Origin of the sequence: Winogradskyella psychrotolerans RS-3 (genome assembly GCF_000427335.1) — a bacterium.
Taxonomy (GTDB): domain Bacteria; phylum Bacteroidota; class Bacteroidia; order Flavobacteriales; family Flavobacteriaceae; genus Winogradskyella; species Winogradskyella psychrotolerans.
In genome coordinates this window covers 1-18066 of record NZ_ATMR01000185.1, presented here as the reverse complement: position 1 = coordinate 18066, position 18066 = coordinate 1, and the positions used below count along the sequence as shown (strand labels likewise).

The 18066-nt window shown below is 32.4% G+C and carries 14 protein-coding genes and 1 tRNA gene; 10 read left to right on the top strand and 5 right to left on the bottom strand.

Annotated features, from left to right (window positions below; translation table 11 throughout):
• Nucleotides 1-950: 950 nt before the first annotated feature.
• Nucleotides 951-1025: transfer RNA gene (locus tag ADIWIN_RS16875), tRNA-Val, on the top strand.
• Between the two features lie 144 nt (nt 1026-1169).
• Here the strand turns inward: ADIWIN_RS16875 and ADIWIN_RS16870 are convergent.
• From ADIWIN_RS16870 to ADIWIN_RS16850, 5 genes are all read right to left on the bottom strand, one after another.
• Entirely contained in the window at nt 1170-2321 is a 1152-nt protein-coding gene (locus tag ADIWIN_RS16870) for an alpha-hydroxy acid oxidase (protein WP_020897069.1), read from the bottom strand.
• A gap of 4 nt (nt 2322-2325) precedes the next feature.
• Complete coding sequence (locus tag ADIWIN_RS16865) at nt 2326-2664, bottom strand: L-rhamnose mutarotase (RefSeq protein ID WP_020897068.1); 339 nt, start codon at nt 2662-2664, stop codon at nt 2326-2328.
• Complete coding sequence (gene fucP / locus ADIWIN_RS16860; RefSeq protein ID WP_020897067.1) at nt 2665-3969, bottom strand: L-fucose:H+ symporter permease; 1305 nt, start codon at nt 3967-3969, stop codon at nt 2665-2667.
• 92 nt (nt 3970-4061) lie between these two features.
• A complete protein-coding gene (aldA, locus tag ADIWIN_RS16855; RefSeq protein WP_020897066.1) occupies nt 4062-5501 on the bottom strand; it encodes an aldehyde dehydrogenase in 1440 nt (479 codons plus the stop codon).
• Between the two features lie 393 nt (nt 5502-5894).
• Entirely contained in the window at nt 5895-6794 is a 900-nt protein-coding gene (locus ADIWIN_RS16850) for an AraC family transcriptional regulator (RefSeq protein WP_020897065.1), read from the bottom strand.
• Nucleotides 6795-7023: 229 nt separating this feature from the next.
• Between ADIWIN_RS16850 and rhaD the strand changes: the two genes are divergently transcribed.
• The 9 genes from rhaD (at nt 7024) to ADIWIN_RS16805 (ending at nt 17970) form a co-directional block, all read left to right on the top strand.
• Nucleotides 7024-7779 carry a rhamnulose-1-phosphate aldolase gene (rhaD, locus tag ADIWIN_RS16845; protein WP_040757656.1) on the top strand — a complete coding sequence of 252 codons (756 nt, stop codon included), beginning with the start codon at nt 7024-7026 and terminating at the stop codon, nt 7777-7779.
• Nucleotides 7780-7794: 15 nt separating this feature from the next.
• Nucleotides 7795-9582: an L-fucose isomerase gene (locus ADIWIN_RS16840; protein WP_020897063.1), complete on the top strand. Its 1788-nt coding sequence runs from the start codon at nt 7795-7797 to the stop codon at nt 9580-9582.
• 67 nt (nt 9583-9649) lie between these two features.
• Nucleotides 9650-10969, top strand: coding sequence for an FGGY family carbohydrate kinase (locus ADIWIN_RS16835; protein WP_020897062.1), 1320 nt, complete (start codon nt 9650-9652; stop codon nt 10967-10969).
• A gap of 5 nt (nt 10970-10974) precedes the next feature.
• The gene (fbp, locus tag ADIWIN_RS16830) at nt 10975-11976 is read left to right on the top strand and encodes a class 1 fructose-bisphosphatase (protein WP_020897061.1); all 1002 of its coding nucleotides are present in this window, start codon (nt 10975-10977) and stop codon (nt 11974-11976) included.
• A 41-nt stretch (nt 11977-12017) separates the two neighbouring features.
• Nucleotides 12018-15398 (top strand): ligand-binding sensor domain-containing protein, encoded by a 3381-nt coding sequence (locus ADIWIN_RS16825; protein WP_020897060.1) that lies wholly within the window; start codon nt 12018-12020, stop codon nt 15396-15398.
• Between the two features lie 44 nt (nt 15399-15442).
• Nucleotides 15443-16141, top strand: a complete 699-nt coding sequence (locus ADIWIN_RS16820; RefSeq protein ID WP_020897059.1) for a response regulator transcription factor — start codon at nt 15443-15445, stop codon at nt 16139-16141.
• A gap of 110 nt (nt 16142-16251) precedes the next feature.
• On the top strand, nt 16252-16614 hold the full coding sequence (locus tag ADIWIN_RS16815) for a hypothetical protein (protein WP_020897058.1): 363 nt from the start codon (nt 16252-16254) through the stop codon (nt 16612-16614).
• A gap of 226 nt (nt 16615-16840) precedes the next feature.
• Nucleotides 16841-17251, top strand: a complete 411-nt coding sequence (locus ADIWIN_RS16810; protein ID WP_040757655.1) for a carboxypeptidase-like regulatory domain-containing protein — start codon at nt 16841-16843, stop codon at nt 17249-17251.
• A gap of 194 nt (nt 17252-17445) precedes the next feature.
• The gene (locus ADIWIN_RS16805; protein ID WP_020897056.1) at nt 17446-17970 is read left to right on the top strand and encodes a hypothetical protein; all 525 of its coding nucleotides are present in this window, start codon (nt 17446-17448) and stop codon (nt 17968-17970) included.
• The last annotated feature ends 96 nt before the right edge of the window (nt 17971-18066 follow it).

The following is an 18066-nucleotide window of genomic DNA, read 5'->3' as shown; positions in this document are numbered from 1 at the left end:
TTTTTTGTTTAAACTTAAAATGATTTAATCTCGAATTTCAAGGTTCGGTTTTTATATTCTTAAAACTGAAATTCTATTTTTATATCAATCTCAAAAGTTGTGTTTAGGCAAAAATTGTTATTAATCTAAAAAGTAAGAAGAGTGCGTTTTTGACACCTCTAAATTGTATTCTAAAAGTTTTTGTTTTGGCATCAAAAGATTCAGTTGATGCGTTTGTGCTTCGATTGATGAAATTTCAACATTCTTGTGCTAATGCGCTAGCTTTATCTATGCTGTTTCTATTGATTTAGCGGTATTAACAATTGTTCTCAGACCTTGTGTTAGATCAAATGGAGTTTTAATGTCAGGATATCCTTGAAACACAATTTTACTTCTTTCATATTGATTTTTAGTCTAATTAGAGGATGCTTTAAGTAGTAAACACCTACTTTTTACCAATAGTTATTTTCCTATGTCACCATTGTTAAAAAGCTGTGATCTTCATATTTGGTTAGTTAATCTGGCATTTTTAACGCTTGATTTGCTAAATCTATGGCGTCTCATCTATGTTTTATTCTAATATCTTGTAATCCATCTAGAGCAAGCTTTTGTACACGAAATGGATCTGTAACCTGAACCGCTTATGGGAAGTGTTTTTTAGCTATCATTTTCAGTGAGTTAAACAGGTCTAGAGATATCTCTTTAACCTTAGCAGTTTTCTTTGTGAATAATAAGTTTAAGTAAGTTTTTATAATTTTCCAGAATATTTTTTTTCACAAAACCCTTAAAACTATTTTAAATGCGCACACAACTATTTGTCTTGACCAAAGAAAAATGCAATATCTACAACCCGATATCGCAATTGCATTTGTAAGATTGGTATCTCTTTAGGGATGTTTAATTCCTTTTTTAAGTATATTTATTCTTTCAAAAATAAGCTAAAGAGAGCATAGTCTTAATTTAGAATAAAAGGGTCATTAACTCAGTTGGTTCAGAGTGTCACGTCGACAACGTGGAAGTCACTGGTTCGAATCCAGTATGACCCACTCAAAAAAGAAAGCCTTTCAAGAAATTGAAAGGCTTTTTTGTTAGATGCTTAAAACAGAAAAGAGCAGTTTCCTGCCCTTTTTATAAATTGATTCTTCTGATATAATTCAAATATGTAATACTATAAATTAGGACTAGATGACTTATTTTATAAGTAAATGTTTTGGTAAGTCTTCTACATTTTCACAACATAATTGCTCCATTACTTGCTGTAGTTCGGTTTTTAAAAGTGAAATGGTATGATCACCACCTTTATTACCTAAGGCAGAAACACCGTACATAAATGAGCGTCCCATAAATGTGAATTTTGCTCCACTTGCAAGAGATCTCGCTACATCTGGACCAGATCTTATTCCACTATCCATCATCACTTCAATTTGGTCACCATATTTGGCTGCAATATTTACAAGAGGTTTAATAGTTGATTCTCCTGCGTCTAATTGTCTTCCTCCATGATTAGATACAATAATGCCGTCTAATCCTAAGCGAATAGCTTCTTTTGCGTCTTCTTCTGATGCTACGCCTTTGAGTACGATCTTACCTTTCCACATATCGCGAATAGGCTTTATTTTTTCTTCATTTAAACGTCCAGAAAATGTAGCATCCATAAACTTACCTAATTGTTTTAAATCTAAACCTTTTGGCATGTATGGCTTTAAAGTTTCAAAGCTAGGTTGACCGTAACGTAAGGTATTCATTGCCCATTTTGGTTTCCCTAAAACCTGCATAATGTTTTTAACAGACATTTTAGGTGGCATTGCCAAACCGTTTCTTATATCTCTTGGTCTAAAGCCAAAAGTAGGGACATCGCATAAAATAACTAATACAGGACATTCTGCAGCAGCAGCTCTGTTTATAATATCGTCTCTTAAACGGTCTTCCGTTGGGTGATATAATTGAAACCAGGCCTTACCTTCAGTCAGTTCCGCAGCGCGTTCTATACTTGTTGTTGTTACTGTACTTAAAATGAATGGCACATTATGTTTATGTGCAGCTTTAGCTAAGATTTCTGGAGCATTTGGCCACATTAAGCCTTGCAGTCCTACTGGTGCTATTCCAAATGGAGCATCATACTCGATACCAAATAATTTGGTTTTTAAACTTGCACCGTTAAAGTCTCTTAAGTATTGTGGAATTAATTGTACATCTCTTAATTCTGAGGTATTTCGGTGAAGATTAACATCTTCATTACATCCACCATCAAGATATTCAAAAGCAAATTTGGGTATCATTTTTTCTGCTTTTGTTCTTAAATCATCTACTGATGGGTATTTTGAGTTGAATTCTATAGCCATATTTTTATGCGTCTTGTAGTTGATAAATTTTATCCATTAGTATCCATTTTTCATTGTCTTTAGCCCAAGGTAGTTTTTGCTGGTATTTCCACATTAAATTTTCCCACGCTTGTACTTGTGGATTCTCTAAATCCATTGTCGATTTCTTTTCAAACGAAAAAGAGTCGTTAACTTCCATAATCATAAACAATCTGTTGCCCGTTAAATAAATCTCTAAATTATCGATGCCAGCATCTTGAATACTATCAGTAATTTCAGGCCAAATACGTTCATGATATTTTTTATATTCTGAAATTAATTCGGAATCATTAATGAGGTCTAAAGCAAAACAATAACGTTTCATTTACTGGTCTTTATATATTTTTAAAGTTCTATAACCATATAGGGCAATAAAACAGAAACAAATAAATGGAAGAATGAAAGAGAAATTAACTCCCGAAAAAGGGCCTATTTTTTCTGTATCAATCATCAGTCCTTGTAAAATTGGCATTAATGCACCACCAACAATAGCCATAACTAAACCGGCTGCACCAATAGCTGTATCATCTGCTCTTAAACCGTCTAAAGCAATTCCGTAAATGGTTGGGAACATTAATGACATGAATGCTGAAGTCGCTACTAATAAATAGAGTCCTGTAATACCTTCGATTAATATAACGCCAGACATTGTACCCATCGCGCACAGTGCAAAAATCATAAGTAGTTTTCTAGAGTTGACATACTTCATTAAAAACGTACTTATAAATCGGCTACATAAAAATATTGCCATTGCAATAATATTATAGTTTTGAGCCTCTGCTTTTGGTATGCCTAAGTTTCCTGCGTATTGAATAATAAATGTCCAACACATAATTTGAGCTGCCACATAGAATAACTGTGCTAAAACTCCTTCTTTATATTTTCCGTTTTTGAATAATCTTTTAAATGACGATGCTGCACTAGTTGGATTTTCGCTAACCGTTCTTTTAGGCATTTTGGTTAATGATATAACAACCAACATTGCTATAACTACAAAGCCAAGAATGACATAAGGATTTCTGATGATTTCTAAATCGTGCGTTCTAATAATTGCTTTTTGAGCTTCATTTAGTGTAGTGAAAACAAGTTCACCTGCTTCATTTCGTATATCAGAATCGAGAGCTACGAGTATAAATTTTGAAGCGACAAACATTCCAAACAATGAACCAATAGGGTTAAAAGCTTGTGCTAAGTTTAAACGCTGCGTTGCAGTACGTTCATCTCCCATTGATAGTATAAAAGGATTTGCAGTGGTTTCTAAAAAGGCTAATCCAAAGGTTAATATATAAAGTGAGCCTAAAAAGAATCCAAAAACTTCAAATTTTGCAGCCGGATAAAATAATAAAGCTCCAAAAGCGTAAAGTGTTAAGCCTAAGAGAATTCCTTTTTTATAGCTGTATTTTCTAACAAAAAGTGCGGCAGGAATAGCCATAGTAGCATAACCACCATAAAAGGCTAATTGTACCAAAGCGGCTTTTGCTGTTGAAATTTCCATTACGGTTGCGAATGCAGCTACCATAGGATTTGTAATGTCATTAGCAAAACCCCAAAGTGCAAACAAAGATGTAATGAGTACAAATGGAATTATGACCTCTTTAGATACTACTGGTACTTTTGTTGAATTTGTCATTTAGTCTTGTTGTTTATAGTTTCAATGAAAAAAAGCACTATTCAAATTAATATCTAAAAATGAATAGTGCTTTGATAATCTGATCTTAATTCCTATCTGTATTGTGCATAAATAACCTTCGTTTGAAGGTATTCTTCCATACCATGCTTTCCATCAGCTCCACCAATTCCAGACTTTTTCCATCCTGCGTGGAAACCTTGAATAGCTTCAAAATGGTCTCTATTTATATAGGTTTCTCCATATTGTAATTCTTCTGCTGCGTGCATTACTTTATTGAAGTTTTCTGAGAAAATTGAAGACGTTAAACCATACTCAGAATCATTTGCCAATGCAATTGCCTCGTCTAAAGTACTAAATTTCATTACTGGTAAAACCGGGCCAAAAACTTCTTCTTGGATAATTTGCATATCCTGTCTTACGTTGGTTAACAATGTAGGTTGATAAAAATAGCCTTTGTCAAATTGGCTAGATTTATGTCCACCAACTAAAACTTCTGCTCCTTCTTTTTTAGCAAATTCAACCATTTCGGCTACTTTATCTAATTGCGCTTTAGAAACCAATGCACTCATGTCAGGATTGTTATCAGAAAAAGCATCTTCTACTTTTAAAGCGTTCATTTTAGCAGTAACCATGTCTAAAAATTGATCGTGAATAGATTCTTCAACATACACACGTTCTGCACAATTACATACTTGTCCGCTATAAATAATTCTGGAACCAACAACGGCATTAACCGCCAATTCTAAATTTGCATCGGCACAGACAATAGCAGGAGCTTTTCCTCCTAATTCTAAAGATACTTTGGTAATATTTTCAGAAGCAGCTTCCATAACTTTCTGACCTGCAAATACACTACCAGTTAAACTGATAATACCCGTAATTGGACTTTTAGACAAAGCGTTCCCAACTATTGGGCCTGATCCACACACAAAGTTTAATACACCAGCAGGTAATTCGATTTTTTGGATTAAATCTACCCACTCCATAATTGTGTTTGGTGCAATACAACTAGGCTTAATTACACAAGTATTTCCTGTTATTAATGATGCAGCAACTTTTCTTGCCATAACAAAGAATGGAAAGTTCCAAGGTAAAATCCCTACAGCAACTCCAATAGGTGCTTTATGTAAGAAGATGTGTTCTTTTTTACGGTCACTTTGTATAATTTCACCTTCTATTCGTCTTGCAAAACCTGCATAATAATCAAAATAATCAGCTGTAACATCAATTTCTACTTGCGCTAATCCCATCACTTTTGCTTGTTCTGCTGCTAAAGTCTCAGCTAAAAACACACGGTTTTCACGAATTACAGAAGCCATTTTATTTAAATAGCCAGCACGTTCAATTGCAGTAAGAGATTTCCAAGCGTGTTGTGATTCTTTTGCAGCATCTAATGCTTTATTTGCATCTTCAACAGAACCATGTGGTATCTCTGACAATACTTCTTCTGTACATGGGTTAAGTACTTTTGTTACTTCTGAAGAAGTAGATTTTACAAACTTTCCGTTTATAAATTGATTAAATTCTTTCATGAGTGTTTACGTTTAGTTTATGTTGTGATATGTTTAATAAATTCGAAGTTTTTATTATAAATAAACAATAGTCCGAATTCTTATTTGCCAATGTGGTTAACAAACTTATGTAACAATGTGATTTTAGTATTTATCCATATTAATCAATAATATGTACAATTTAAACATAGAAGGATTTCTGTGTTTAAATTTTCAACAGTATTTGGTGTTGAAAGGTCTATATATTGTCATAGAAATTTGCTGACCTACAACCGAATGGTATTGGTCTCTACAAAGAATGATAGAAAAGAATGGAGTGCGTTTCTCAAATCCGTCAATTGCTTGCTCAAAATCTTCATAGGGCTAAAAACACCCATGTTTAGACTTAGAATCTAAGAATTTTGAAAGATTACTTTAGGTGTATTTACCAGATTTGTATGATGCCGGAGTTAGTCCTGTAACCGATTTAAATACGCGCGAAAAATGATAACGATCGGAAAAACCTAAATTAAAAGCAACATCTTCAATGGATTTATTGGTATGTTCAAATAACTCACAAGATTTTGCGATTTTTCTATTTTGAACAAACTGATGTAATGTAACGTTCATTTCATCTTTAAATAATCTGGCAAAAGAATTTGGTGCCATATTAACCAGCGAAGACATATTAGTGTTGCTTAATTTTTTATCAATATTGACTTCAATATAGCGGATGACTTTTAAAACACGTTCGTCTATATTAATGGTTTTCCACAATTCGGGACCAATATTGGTAAGTGCTTCTTTAATGAAGGCTTGTAACTTTAAATTAAAGGTGAGTTTGAAATTTTTGTTTTCAATTTTTAAGCGATCGGTTAAATAGTTTAATCTATCCTTTAAGTAATCTGTTAATTCAATTTTTAAAATACCAGGATAAACACTATCAAAAGGCACTCCTAAATTAAAGTGAGCGAAGAAATGGATTAAGAACATATTCTCTAAATCCGCTTCGTTGTGGTTGCTATTCAGCTGTTTTCCTGAGACATGAATACCTTCTGTGTGGATGTGGTTTTTTGTGTATAGTGATGAAAATGAAGTAAATGGAGGGATAATATAGATGTAATTCGGATCCATTTCAAAAACAGTATCCTGATGAATTAATTGACCGCCTGTGTTTTTATTCCAATATAGTCTCCAAAACGGAAATACCATTTCATGACAGTCCCATAAATCTAACAACCAATATCGGCAACATAACATCTTTAATTTCAGGTCAATAAAATTCTGATGATTTGCAGACGGATCGCCTAATTCAATTTCTTTTACAAACTTCATGAAGCACTAATGTTTGAATTAGATACAAAAATACAGATTTTGAATATTTAATACAGTCTATTCTGTCTCTATTTTTGTTACAATAATTTTATTTAAAACGATATGAACCGTCCATAACTAAAAAAGCAATACTAAATGTTGTGATTAATATGGATGCACCATTTGACAAATAAAAAAATAAACACAAACACATGAAAACGATAAAACTTCCTGTACAGGTAGAAGCAGAATTAAAAAAGTATCCGAAGTCGCGGGTTATTTATGGCAACGTGAATGGGCAGAGCGAAATGCAGGAAATATTTCAATGAACTTAACATCTTACTTTACAAAAGAAGAAGTACAAGGTATTGGAACAGAAGTGCCATTTGAATTTCCAAAAGGAGCTGCAGGATTTGTAATCTACATTACAGGTACAGGTTGTTATTTGAGAGATTTAGTAGATAAGCTTGAAGAAGCGTCTTGTATTCTTTATATCAATGAAGACGCTACAGCCTATTCAGTTATTTGGGGAGGTAAGCGTGAAAACTTTGGACCAACGTGTGAGTTAATTTCTCATGCAAGTATCCATTTATTCAATTCTATTCATCATCCAGAGAATTTGGCGGTTGTGCATACACATCCATTAGAATTAATCTGCATGAGTCATCATGAGTTATTTGATAATGAAGAAGAATTAAACAGACAAATCTGGATGATGTGTCCTGAGGTAAAAGTATTTGTACCTAAAGGAATTCACTGTACACCTTATGCATTATCTAGTACAGAATCTTTAGCAAAAGTAACGATGGAAGCGTTTAAAACAAGAAACGTATCCTTATGGGAAAAGCATGGAGCAACGGCAACAGCACCAGATGTAATGAAAGCATGGGACTTTTTAGATGTCGCAAATAAAGGGGCTAAAATGTTAATGATGTGTTGGGCTGCAGGTTTTAAACCCGCTGGACTTTCAAACGATCAATTAACAGAATTAGAACAATTTACATAATAAAAAAATATAATCATGAGTAGATTAATAGGTAGACTACCAAAAGTAGGAATTCGTCCGGTGATTGATGGACGTGAATTAGGAGTTAGAGAGTCTTTAGAAGTTCAAACCATGGACATGGCTAAAGCAGCAGCTAAATTAATACAAGACACGTTACGTTTTCCTAGTGGAGAAAAAATTGAAGTTGTAATTGCAGATACAACTATTGGTGGTGTTGCAGATGCAGCAGCTTGTGCCGATAAATTTAAAAGAGAAGGAGTTGAAGTATCATTAACAGTAACGCCATGCTGGTGTTATGGAACAGAAGTTATGGACACTGATCCTTTAACTCCTAAAGCAGTTTGGGGTTTTAATGGAACTGAACGTCCAGGCGCTGTATATTTAGCAGCAGCTTTAGCAGGATATTCTCAAAAAGGATTACCAGCTTTTGGAATTTATGGTAAAGAGGTTCAAGATGAAGGTGACCAAAGCATTCCTCAAGATGTATCAGAAAAAATATTACGTTTTGTAAAAGGAGGGTTAGCCGTTGCTCAAATGAAAGGGAAATCTTATTTATCTATAGGATACAGTTCTATGGGTATTGCAGGATCTATGGTAGATGTTAACTTTTTACAAGATTACTTAGGCGTAAGAGCCGAGTTTGTAGAGTCTGTAGAGCTTTTAAGACGTATTGATGAAGGTATTTACGATCATGATGAATTTGAAAAAGCTTTAGCTTGGACGAAAGAAAACTGTCAAGAAGGAAAAGATTATAACAGTCCTGAAGCTCAAAAATCTGCAGAAGTAAAAGATGCAGAATGGGAAAAGGTTGTGAAAATGACATTGATTTGTAAAGATTTAATGAACGGAAACCCTAAATTGAAAGAGATGGGATTCGGAGAAGAATCTAAAGGTAGAAATGCCATTATGGGAGGTTTCCAAGGGCAACGTCAATGGACAGATTACCAACCAAACGCAGATTTTACAGAATCTATTTTAAACTCTTCTTTTGACTGGAATGGTATTCGTCAAGCGTATACATTTGCTACAGAGAATGACTGTTTAAACGCTATTTCTATGTTGTTTGGACACTTATTAACTAACAAAGCACAATTGTTCTCTGATGTACGTACATACTGGAGTCCTGAGTCTGTAGAAAGAGTTACTGGTAAAAAATTAACAGGAATTGCTAAGGATGGAATTATTCACTTAATCAATTCAGGTTCTACAACATTAGATGCTACAGCGCAACAAACCGATGCTGATGGAAATCCTACAATGAAACCATTCTGGGATATTACAGAAGAAGAAGTTCAAAAATGTTTAGATAATACCAAATGGCCAGCAGCAATTGCTGAATATTTTAGAGGAGGAGGATTCTCTTCTCAGTTTAAAACTAAAGGGACTATTCCTTTAACAATGTGTAGAATTAATCTTGTAAAAGGGATTGGACCAGTTCTACAAATTGTAGAAGGGTGGAGTGTTGAATTACCAGAAGATGTTCACGAAGTTTTAGACGAAAGAACAAACCCAACTTGGCCAACAACTTGGTTTGTGCCAAGAGTTACAGGAACGGGTTTCTTTAAAGATGTGTATACTGTAATGGCTAAATGGGGAGCAAACCACGGAGCGATTTCTCATGGACATATTGGTGCCGATTTAATTTCTTTAGCTGCTATGTTACGTATTCCTGTAAACATGCATAATGTTAGTGAAGACGACGTGTTTAGACCAAGTGCATGGTCTGCTTTTGGCGAAGGCTTAGAAGGAGCTGATTATAGAGCTTGTAAAAATTATGGTCCGTTATACGGATTTAAAGACTAATTAGAATAACTCAAAAGGGTGTTTGGCTTTAAAAATCAAACACCCTTTTTTTAATTTTTGAACTGTGATGGTGAATGTAATTGCTGTAATAGATATAGGGAAAACAAATAAAAAAATACTCTTGTTTAATGAGGAGTTTGACGTCGTATACAGAAATGCAACACGTTTTGATGAGGTTTCTGATGAAGATGATTATCCTTGTGATGACATAGAATCTATTGAAAATTGGATTCAAAATGAGATAAAAAGAATACAAGCAGAAGGTGACTATGCTATAAAGGCTATTAATTTTTCTACGCATGGTGCTAGTCTTATTTATTTAGATGATCAAGGCAATAGAATTACACCTTTATATAATTATTTAAAGCCTTTAAGCTTAGATGCATATCATGAGTTTTATGATGCTAATGGAGGCCAAGAAGAATTTTCTAGAAAAACAGCATCTCCTGCTTATGGCATGCTAAACACCGGACTTCAAATATTAAAATTACAAAAAGAAAAACCTGAATTCTGGAACAAGGTAGATGCTATTCTACATTATCCGCAATATTTAAGTTATCTTTTTACCAAACAAATAACTGCAGATTTTACGTCTGTAGGAGCACATACAGCAACCTGGGATTTTGATACGATGCAGTATCATCAATGGGTTTCTGATTATAAATTAAATTTACCTACACCACAAAATGGTAAAGAGGCTATAATAACTACTTTTAATGGTGAAGAAATTGCCATTGGAACAGGATTACATGATAGTTCTGCGTCTATAATTCCGTTGTTAGAAACAGAAAAAGACAACGAGTTTATTTTACTATCTACAGGGACTTGGATTATAGCCATGAATCCTTTTAGCAAGGAAACGTTGACACAACACCAGTTAAAAAATAACTGTTTGTGTTTTATGACACCACAGAAACAGCAGATAAAATCATCTATGCAGTTTCTAGGGAAGATTCATGAAGTCTATATTACAGCTTTAAGCTCTTATTTTAAAATTGACATAGATACACATTTACATTTAGAGTTAAATGAAACATTGTGTAAAGCACTGATTAATACAAACGCACGTGTCTTTTTATCGGAAGGCATTGATAGTGATTTTGAAGCACATCCGTATTTATTAACCAATTATACCAATTACGAAACTGCTTATTACCAATTGATTTTTGAGATTAGTAAAAAAGTAATTCAGGGTATTAATTTAATTTCTGATGAAAATTCAGCAATTAAAGACGTTTATATTTCTGGAGGATTTAATAAAAATGTAATATTTATTAGCTTTTTAAAGTTATTAAAAAATGATATTGAAATAAAGATTTCTGATTGTAAAAATGAAAGTGCTTTAGGCGCTGCATTAATGATGAAATCTTATATAAAAAGTAATTAAATCTTATGAGTCACCAAAAATCTACTTTAGGGGAATTTATTATTAAAAATCAAGCTTCTTTTCCCTATTCTAGTGGAGAATTATCTAGTCTTTTAAACGCTTTACGTTTAGCAGCAAAAGTGGTTAATCACGAGGTGAATAAAGCAGGTTTGGTAGATCTTTTTGGCGATTCGGGTGATGTTAATGTCCAAGGAGAACATCAGCAAAAATTAGATGTATTCGCCAATAAAACATTTATTCAATCTTTAAAGAATAGAAATATTGTTTGTGGTATTGTGTCTGAAGAGAATGATGACTTTATAACCATCGAAGGGCGCGATAAAGAATCGAATGGCAAATATGTGGTTCTTATGGATCCATTAGATGGTTCATCTAACATTGATGTTAACGTTTCTGTCGGAACTATTTTTTCAATCTACAGAAGATTAACTCCACAAGGCACACCAGTAGAAGAAAAAGACTTCTTACAACCAGGCAGAAAACAGGTTGCAGCAGGCTATATCGTTTATGGCACATCTACCATGCTGGTTTATACAACTGGTGATGGCGTTAATGGTTTTACTTTAAATCCGGCAATTGGATCTTTTTATCTTTCGCATCCAGATATGAAATTTCCAGAAAATGGTTCTATTTATTCCGTCAATCAAGGAAATTATAGTCATTTTCCAGAATCGGTAAAACAATATATAAAATACTGTCAGCAGATAGAAGATGATAGACCTTACTCACAGCGCTATATTGGGTCATTAGTTTCAGATTTTCATAGAAATATGATAAAAGGAGGTATTTATTTATATCCAAATAGCACCGTAAATACCGATGGAAAACTGAGATTACTTTACGAATGTAATCCGATGGCATTTTTAACAGAGCAAGCAAATGGTATTGCTACTGATGGTAAGCAAAGTATATTAGATATTATTCCTACTCACATTCATGAGCGGGCTCCTTTTTATTGTGGAAGTCGTTCTATGATAAAAAAATTACTTGAATTTATTAGGCAATAGATTAAAATCCGTATATTCTTGTGTCAAACTAAATATATAACATGCTTAGAATTATATGCTTTCTTTGTGTTGTAATTACACTCTCTACTGAACAAGCTTATTCTCAAAATTTTGAAAGAATTTCTAATAAAGAAGGATTTAATCAAAATACTGTTAATTCCATAGAACAAGATAAATATGGGTTTTTATGGTATGCAACTCCAAATGGTTTAATCCGTTATGATGGCTATGAATTTAAAACATTTAGCACCCAATCTAAGGGGGAACAAGCTATTTCCAGTAATAATATTACCTATTTATTCAACGATAAGGATGGTATTCTTTGGATAGGTACCAATGTTGGTGTTAATATCTATGTGCCTTGGTTAGAACGTTTTTTTACAGTTCCGATAAACTACAATATAGATGTTAATAAGATTGATACTAAAAATGACGGTTATGTATGGATAACGTCTTCAAAGCAATTAATACGATGCAAGTTAACAGACGTTAATAATGGTGTTTTTGAAGTGTCTGAAAATGTTTTGGATTTTAAGGATGAAACTCTAGAAATTAACACGTTTACATTTGGCCTTAAATCTTCAATTATTTTAGGAACAACAGATGGTTTAAAAATAGTAAAATACCAGTCTGAAAGTCCAATATTAAAATCTGAACTTCCAGCTGTAGATGATTTTGATTTTTTTAAGGATAAAGAAATCACTGAAATCATAAAAGTGGATAACATTTTTTGGATTGGTACAACAAAGGGTTTATATAGTTCTAATTTAGACGCTAATGCCAATTATTTAGTTAAGAAAATAAAGGTTCCAAATGAAGACTCTGCGTTTTATGTGAATAGTCTTTTCAATGATAATGATAATGCCATTTGGATTGGAACAACAGGCGATGGACTCTATAAATTTAATCCAATTCTAAATTCTTTTAAACATTTTAATTATGATTCAAAGAATAAAAACACCATTAGTAGTCATCAAATAAATGCCGTGTATCAAGATACCTTTGATGTGCTTTGGGTTGGTACGGCACAAGGTGGTATTAATAAATTAGACCTTTTTCAAAAACCCTTTTATGCATACACTAACAATCCTTACGATGCGTTTTCAATCGGAGATAATTTAATCACTTCAATTTTAGAAGACAATACAGGTAAGATTTGGATTTCTGGTTACAATAAAAAACTATTTAGAAGTATAGATGCCGTCACAGAAAACAATATAGATAAGATTCAATACGAAGATTTACAAAGTAAATTACCTATTGAAAACACGGATGTTATACGATGTATTTATCAAGATGAGAAAAATTATATTTGGTTTGGTACAGATAAGAAGGTCATTGTTTACAGTCCGATAAGAAAGGATTTTAAGGAAATTCAACTTTTATCTAGAAATGGGAAAGCGTTCTTATTCTTAACCCGAAAAATCGCGCAAATTAATGATACAGATATTGTTTTAGCAGGGAATAGAATTGTGGTTTTAGAAAATCCTTGGAATGACATCGATAATACTAGGCAACCTAAACTGACTATTAAATTCAGCTTAAAAATCGCTGCCAATAGAGTGCAGTCCTTCTTGCAAGATAGTAACAATCAATTGTGGTTTGGCACCGATGATGGTTTACTACAATGCCGATATAGAGATGGTAAAATTGAAATTGTAAGAGAGTATAACGATACTAAAACAGGTGGTAGTAAACTAAGTTATAATAGTATTTTTTCGCTTCATGAAGATGATAGTAAGATTATGTGGATTGGTACGTTTGGTGGTGGTTTAAATAAGTTAACATTAGACAGTGATAGCAATCCTTTAAATATTGAGTACTTCCGTAAAAATGATATTTTACCCGATGATGTAATTTATGGAATTTTACCACAAAAGAACAGTGCTAATTTATGGATTAGCACAGATATGGGATTGGTGCGATTTAATAAAGAAACGAGCAAAGTCAATGTTTTTGATGTAAGCGACGGCTTAATTCAAAATAATTTTAGACAATCAGCTTATGCTTTAGGAGCGTCAGGTTATATGTATTTTGGAGGTTTAAATGGTTTAACCGTTTTCGATCCACAGAAAATATCTTTAAACAGACAACCTCCAAGAGTTTTAATTACATCGCTTTTAATTAATAATAAACCTGTGAATATAGGTGAAAAATTAAATGACATCACAATTCTTAAAAAAGCGATTTCAGAAACAGATACGATAACCGTTTCTAAAAGTCAACGTATTATTTCCTTTAACTTAGTAGCGGAACACACGTCTGCGCCAGCAAAAAATAAAATAGCGTATAAATTAGATGGTTTTAACAAGGATTGGGTAGAAACAGATGAAGGTAAATCGGGAATTACATACACTAATTTATCCGCAGGGACTTACACCTTAAAAGTAAAATCAGCCAATGGTGATGGTGTTTGGAGTACTTCAAACAAAACGTTGACCTTAATTGTTTTGCCACTTTGGTACCAAACGTGGTGGAGTTACACCTTACTAGTTATTATATTTTTAGGTGTAGGTGTTGGGATTGTTTTCTATTTTGTTCAGCATGAAAAATTAAAACAAAAATTAATCTATGAGCAATTAGATAAAGACAGAATGGAAGTTGTTAACCAAGGTAAATTTAAATATTTCACCAACTTATCTCACGAGTTTAGAACACCTTTAACCTTAATTTCTGGTCCTTTAGATAGAGTAATTGATAACAATACTAACCCAGAGAGTGAAAAGTTCTTAGCTATCATTAAGAGAAATACACATCGTCTTTTAAGTTTAATAGATCAATTAATAACTTTTAGACAAGCAGAACAAGGGTATTTAAACTTAAACTTCACCAAATCTACCTTGGGTGATTTCTTATATCCAACAACGGAAGCTTTTGAAAATTATGCCTTAGAAAAGAATATTAATTTTTATTACAAAATAAGTTCTCCAAATGAAGAGATTGTTATTGACGTAGAAAAACTAGAAAGAATACTTTTTAATTTGTTGTCTAACGCCTTTAAAAATACACCAGTTCAAGGGACTATTAGTATTGATGCTTCCATTGTGTTTGAAGATGATATTAAGAATATTAAAATTGATGTTATTGACACAGGGAAAGGTATTCCGAAAGAAAGTTTGAATAATATTTTTGAACGGTTTTATCAATTAGGAAACCAAGATGGAAATGTTAGTGGTGGAGGTATTGGTTTGTCCTTTTGTAAGTCTTTAGTGGAATTGTTTAATGGTCGTATTTCTGTAAAAAGTAAACTGAATAAAGAAACCCGCTTTACGGTTGTTATTCCATCTTCAACTATTGAAGAAGTTAATGTTGAAGACAGCGGTGTAAAAAAATCATTCATAAAGAATTGGGTGCCTTTACAGGGTAATACCATCGAAGAAACTAATGATGAGAAAAAAGTAAAAAACAACATAATGTTTTAGTTGTTGAAAATGAATTAGATATCCAAGATTTTCTAAATAATGCATTGTCGGATAAATACAATATCACCATCGCAAATAATGGAGTAGAAGCATTAGAAGAAATTAAAAAAACAGAATTCAGTACCATTATAAGTGATGTTATGATGCCAGAGATGGATGGGTTTGAATTGTGTAAACGCATTAAAGCTAATCCTGAAACTTGTCAGCTTCCGGTATTGTTATTAACGGCTTTGGGAGATAACGTGGATTTAATTAAAGGTTTAGAATTTGGAGCTGATGAATACATAAGTAAACCATTTTCTTTAAAACATCTCGAACTTCGACTGAAAAAACTCATTGAAAATAACGAGAAGATAAAAGATTATTTCTCTAAAAATAGTTTGCCTCCTAAAGACAAAAAGGAATTAGGGTTTTCTAAAAGGGATCTCGAATTTTTAGAGAACATCACAGAAATAATAGAAAAAAACTTATCGAATTCAAATTTTGGAGTAGAAGAATTGTCCACAGAAGCAGGTTTAAGTTCTTCTCATTTCTATAGAAAATTGAAACAACTTACAGGGCAAGTTCCAAATGCCTATTTACGTAATTTTAGATTGCAAAGGGCAGCAGAGTTATTAGATAGTAATAGTGGTTTTAATGTTGCTGAGGTAATGTACCAAATAGGTATAGAGTCTAACTCTTATTTTTCTACCTCATTTAAAAAACTCCATGGCGTATCGCCTTCCGAGTACTCTAAACGATAAAAATGATTGTTTTCAGCAACTAAATGATATAAAAAAGAATGCTATTATAGAGGATATGATTTAAGTTTGCTACTCAAACAATTAATTAATTATTAAACCATTTTAACATTATGAAAAAAACAATATTATTACTCGTATTTACTATCGCATTAACAAGCTCATTATTTGCTCAAAAAAATGATGATAAAAAAGTAAATGCATACGTAGAAGCTGTAGAAAGTAAAATAACATTAACAAGCGAAGAAAAGGCAACTTTAATAACATTAAAAGAAGCACATGTAAAAGCTACTTCTGAAATTAATGAAAAGTATGACAAAGGTTCTGAAGAATTAAAGGCAAAAAGAAAAGAAAACAATAAGGAATTTTCTAAGTCGCTTAATAAAGCCTTTGGAAAAGACAGAGCTAAAGAAATAAAAACAGCCTCTAAAAAGAATAAGGCTAACGGAAAGAAGAAAAAGAAGAATAAAAATTAAATTCTATCTTTTATAAGAATAAATGACCGTTTATTATTACAACTAAATTATTCTACTTAATTATAAGGTAGTGTAACATAAACACCTAATTAGTATCATGTCCTCTAAAAGTATTTAATGAATACGCTTTAGAGGACATGATTTTTTTTAAAATAATTTGAGTCTAGTTAATAATTATTATAAGCTAACATCTAACTCAAATATTCAAACGCCAAAAATTATTTACATGTATCGATTTAAACTGTTTATATATTTATTCTTTTTTAGCTTCGTTGTATGTGCGCAAGAAAAATCATTAAAAATAGAAGGTGTTGTTTTAGATGACACCAAAATAAGTGTACCGTATGCTGCTGTTAGTATCACTTCTAAATACCTTGGTACATCAACTAATGAGGACGGTCATTTTTACCTAGAATTATCTAAGAACAACCGCTTAGATACGCTAGAAGTTTCTAGTATAGGTTTTTTAACTTCAAAAATAGTAGTCAAAGACTTTATAGCATTAAAAGAAAAAGTGATTATCCTAAGTGAGGATATTGTGTCTCTTGATGAAGTTAATATCATGAGCCCAAAGCAATATGTTAATCTAGCTTTTAAAAATTTAAAGAAAATACCGTTAGTACTGTCCACGAATTAAAAATTCTGAATCGGTTTTTTGCAGTAGAAGATGACATTGCTAAGTTTTATCTAGAACATTATGTAAAAGTTAAAGATGTAGGTCCTAGAGGTGGCATAAAAGTCCGGAAATTAGGTATTGAAGAAGGTCGGCAATCCGTAGATTTTAGAAGTTATAAAAATGCCAATATTGGCAGAATCTATCCCATAAATTTTATGACTAAAATAGATCCGCTTCGAAGAGGGATAAACATAAAAGATTATGACTGGTTTAAAATAGGTGATACCTCTTATGATGGTGAAGGCATTGTAATTATTCGCGGTAAAATAAACACCAGAAAACGACAACCTTATTTAGACCCTATTTTGTACATAGGTGTTGATAGCTATAAAGTATATAAAACTACTAATGCATCTGATACAGTAGTATATATCTATAAAAAAAATGACGATGGAAAACTGTATTTAAGTTATCATAATCATTATACAAGACGCTTTCAAGATTTAACTGAGGAGCATCAAAAGACTCTTAAAACAACAAATGCACAAATTAAGCTATCTAAGCGTAATGAGGTAATTGTTTTAGGTATAGAAACAGATAAGAAAAAGATAGATGTTAGCTTTACCGATGTGTATAGAATGAAGATGGAAGAAATTAAAGTAAAATATAATGCCGAGTTCTGGGATAACTTTAACCTACCACCACCAACTGAATACTATAAAAAAGTATTAAAGAATTAGAAGCCAGTTATGGTATTGATATTCAAACGCAGTTTGAATATGCTAACAAAGATAATTGATACGTTGTATTAATTGTAACTCTTAAACTATGTAGGC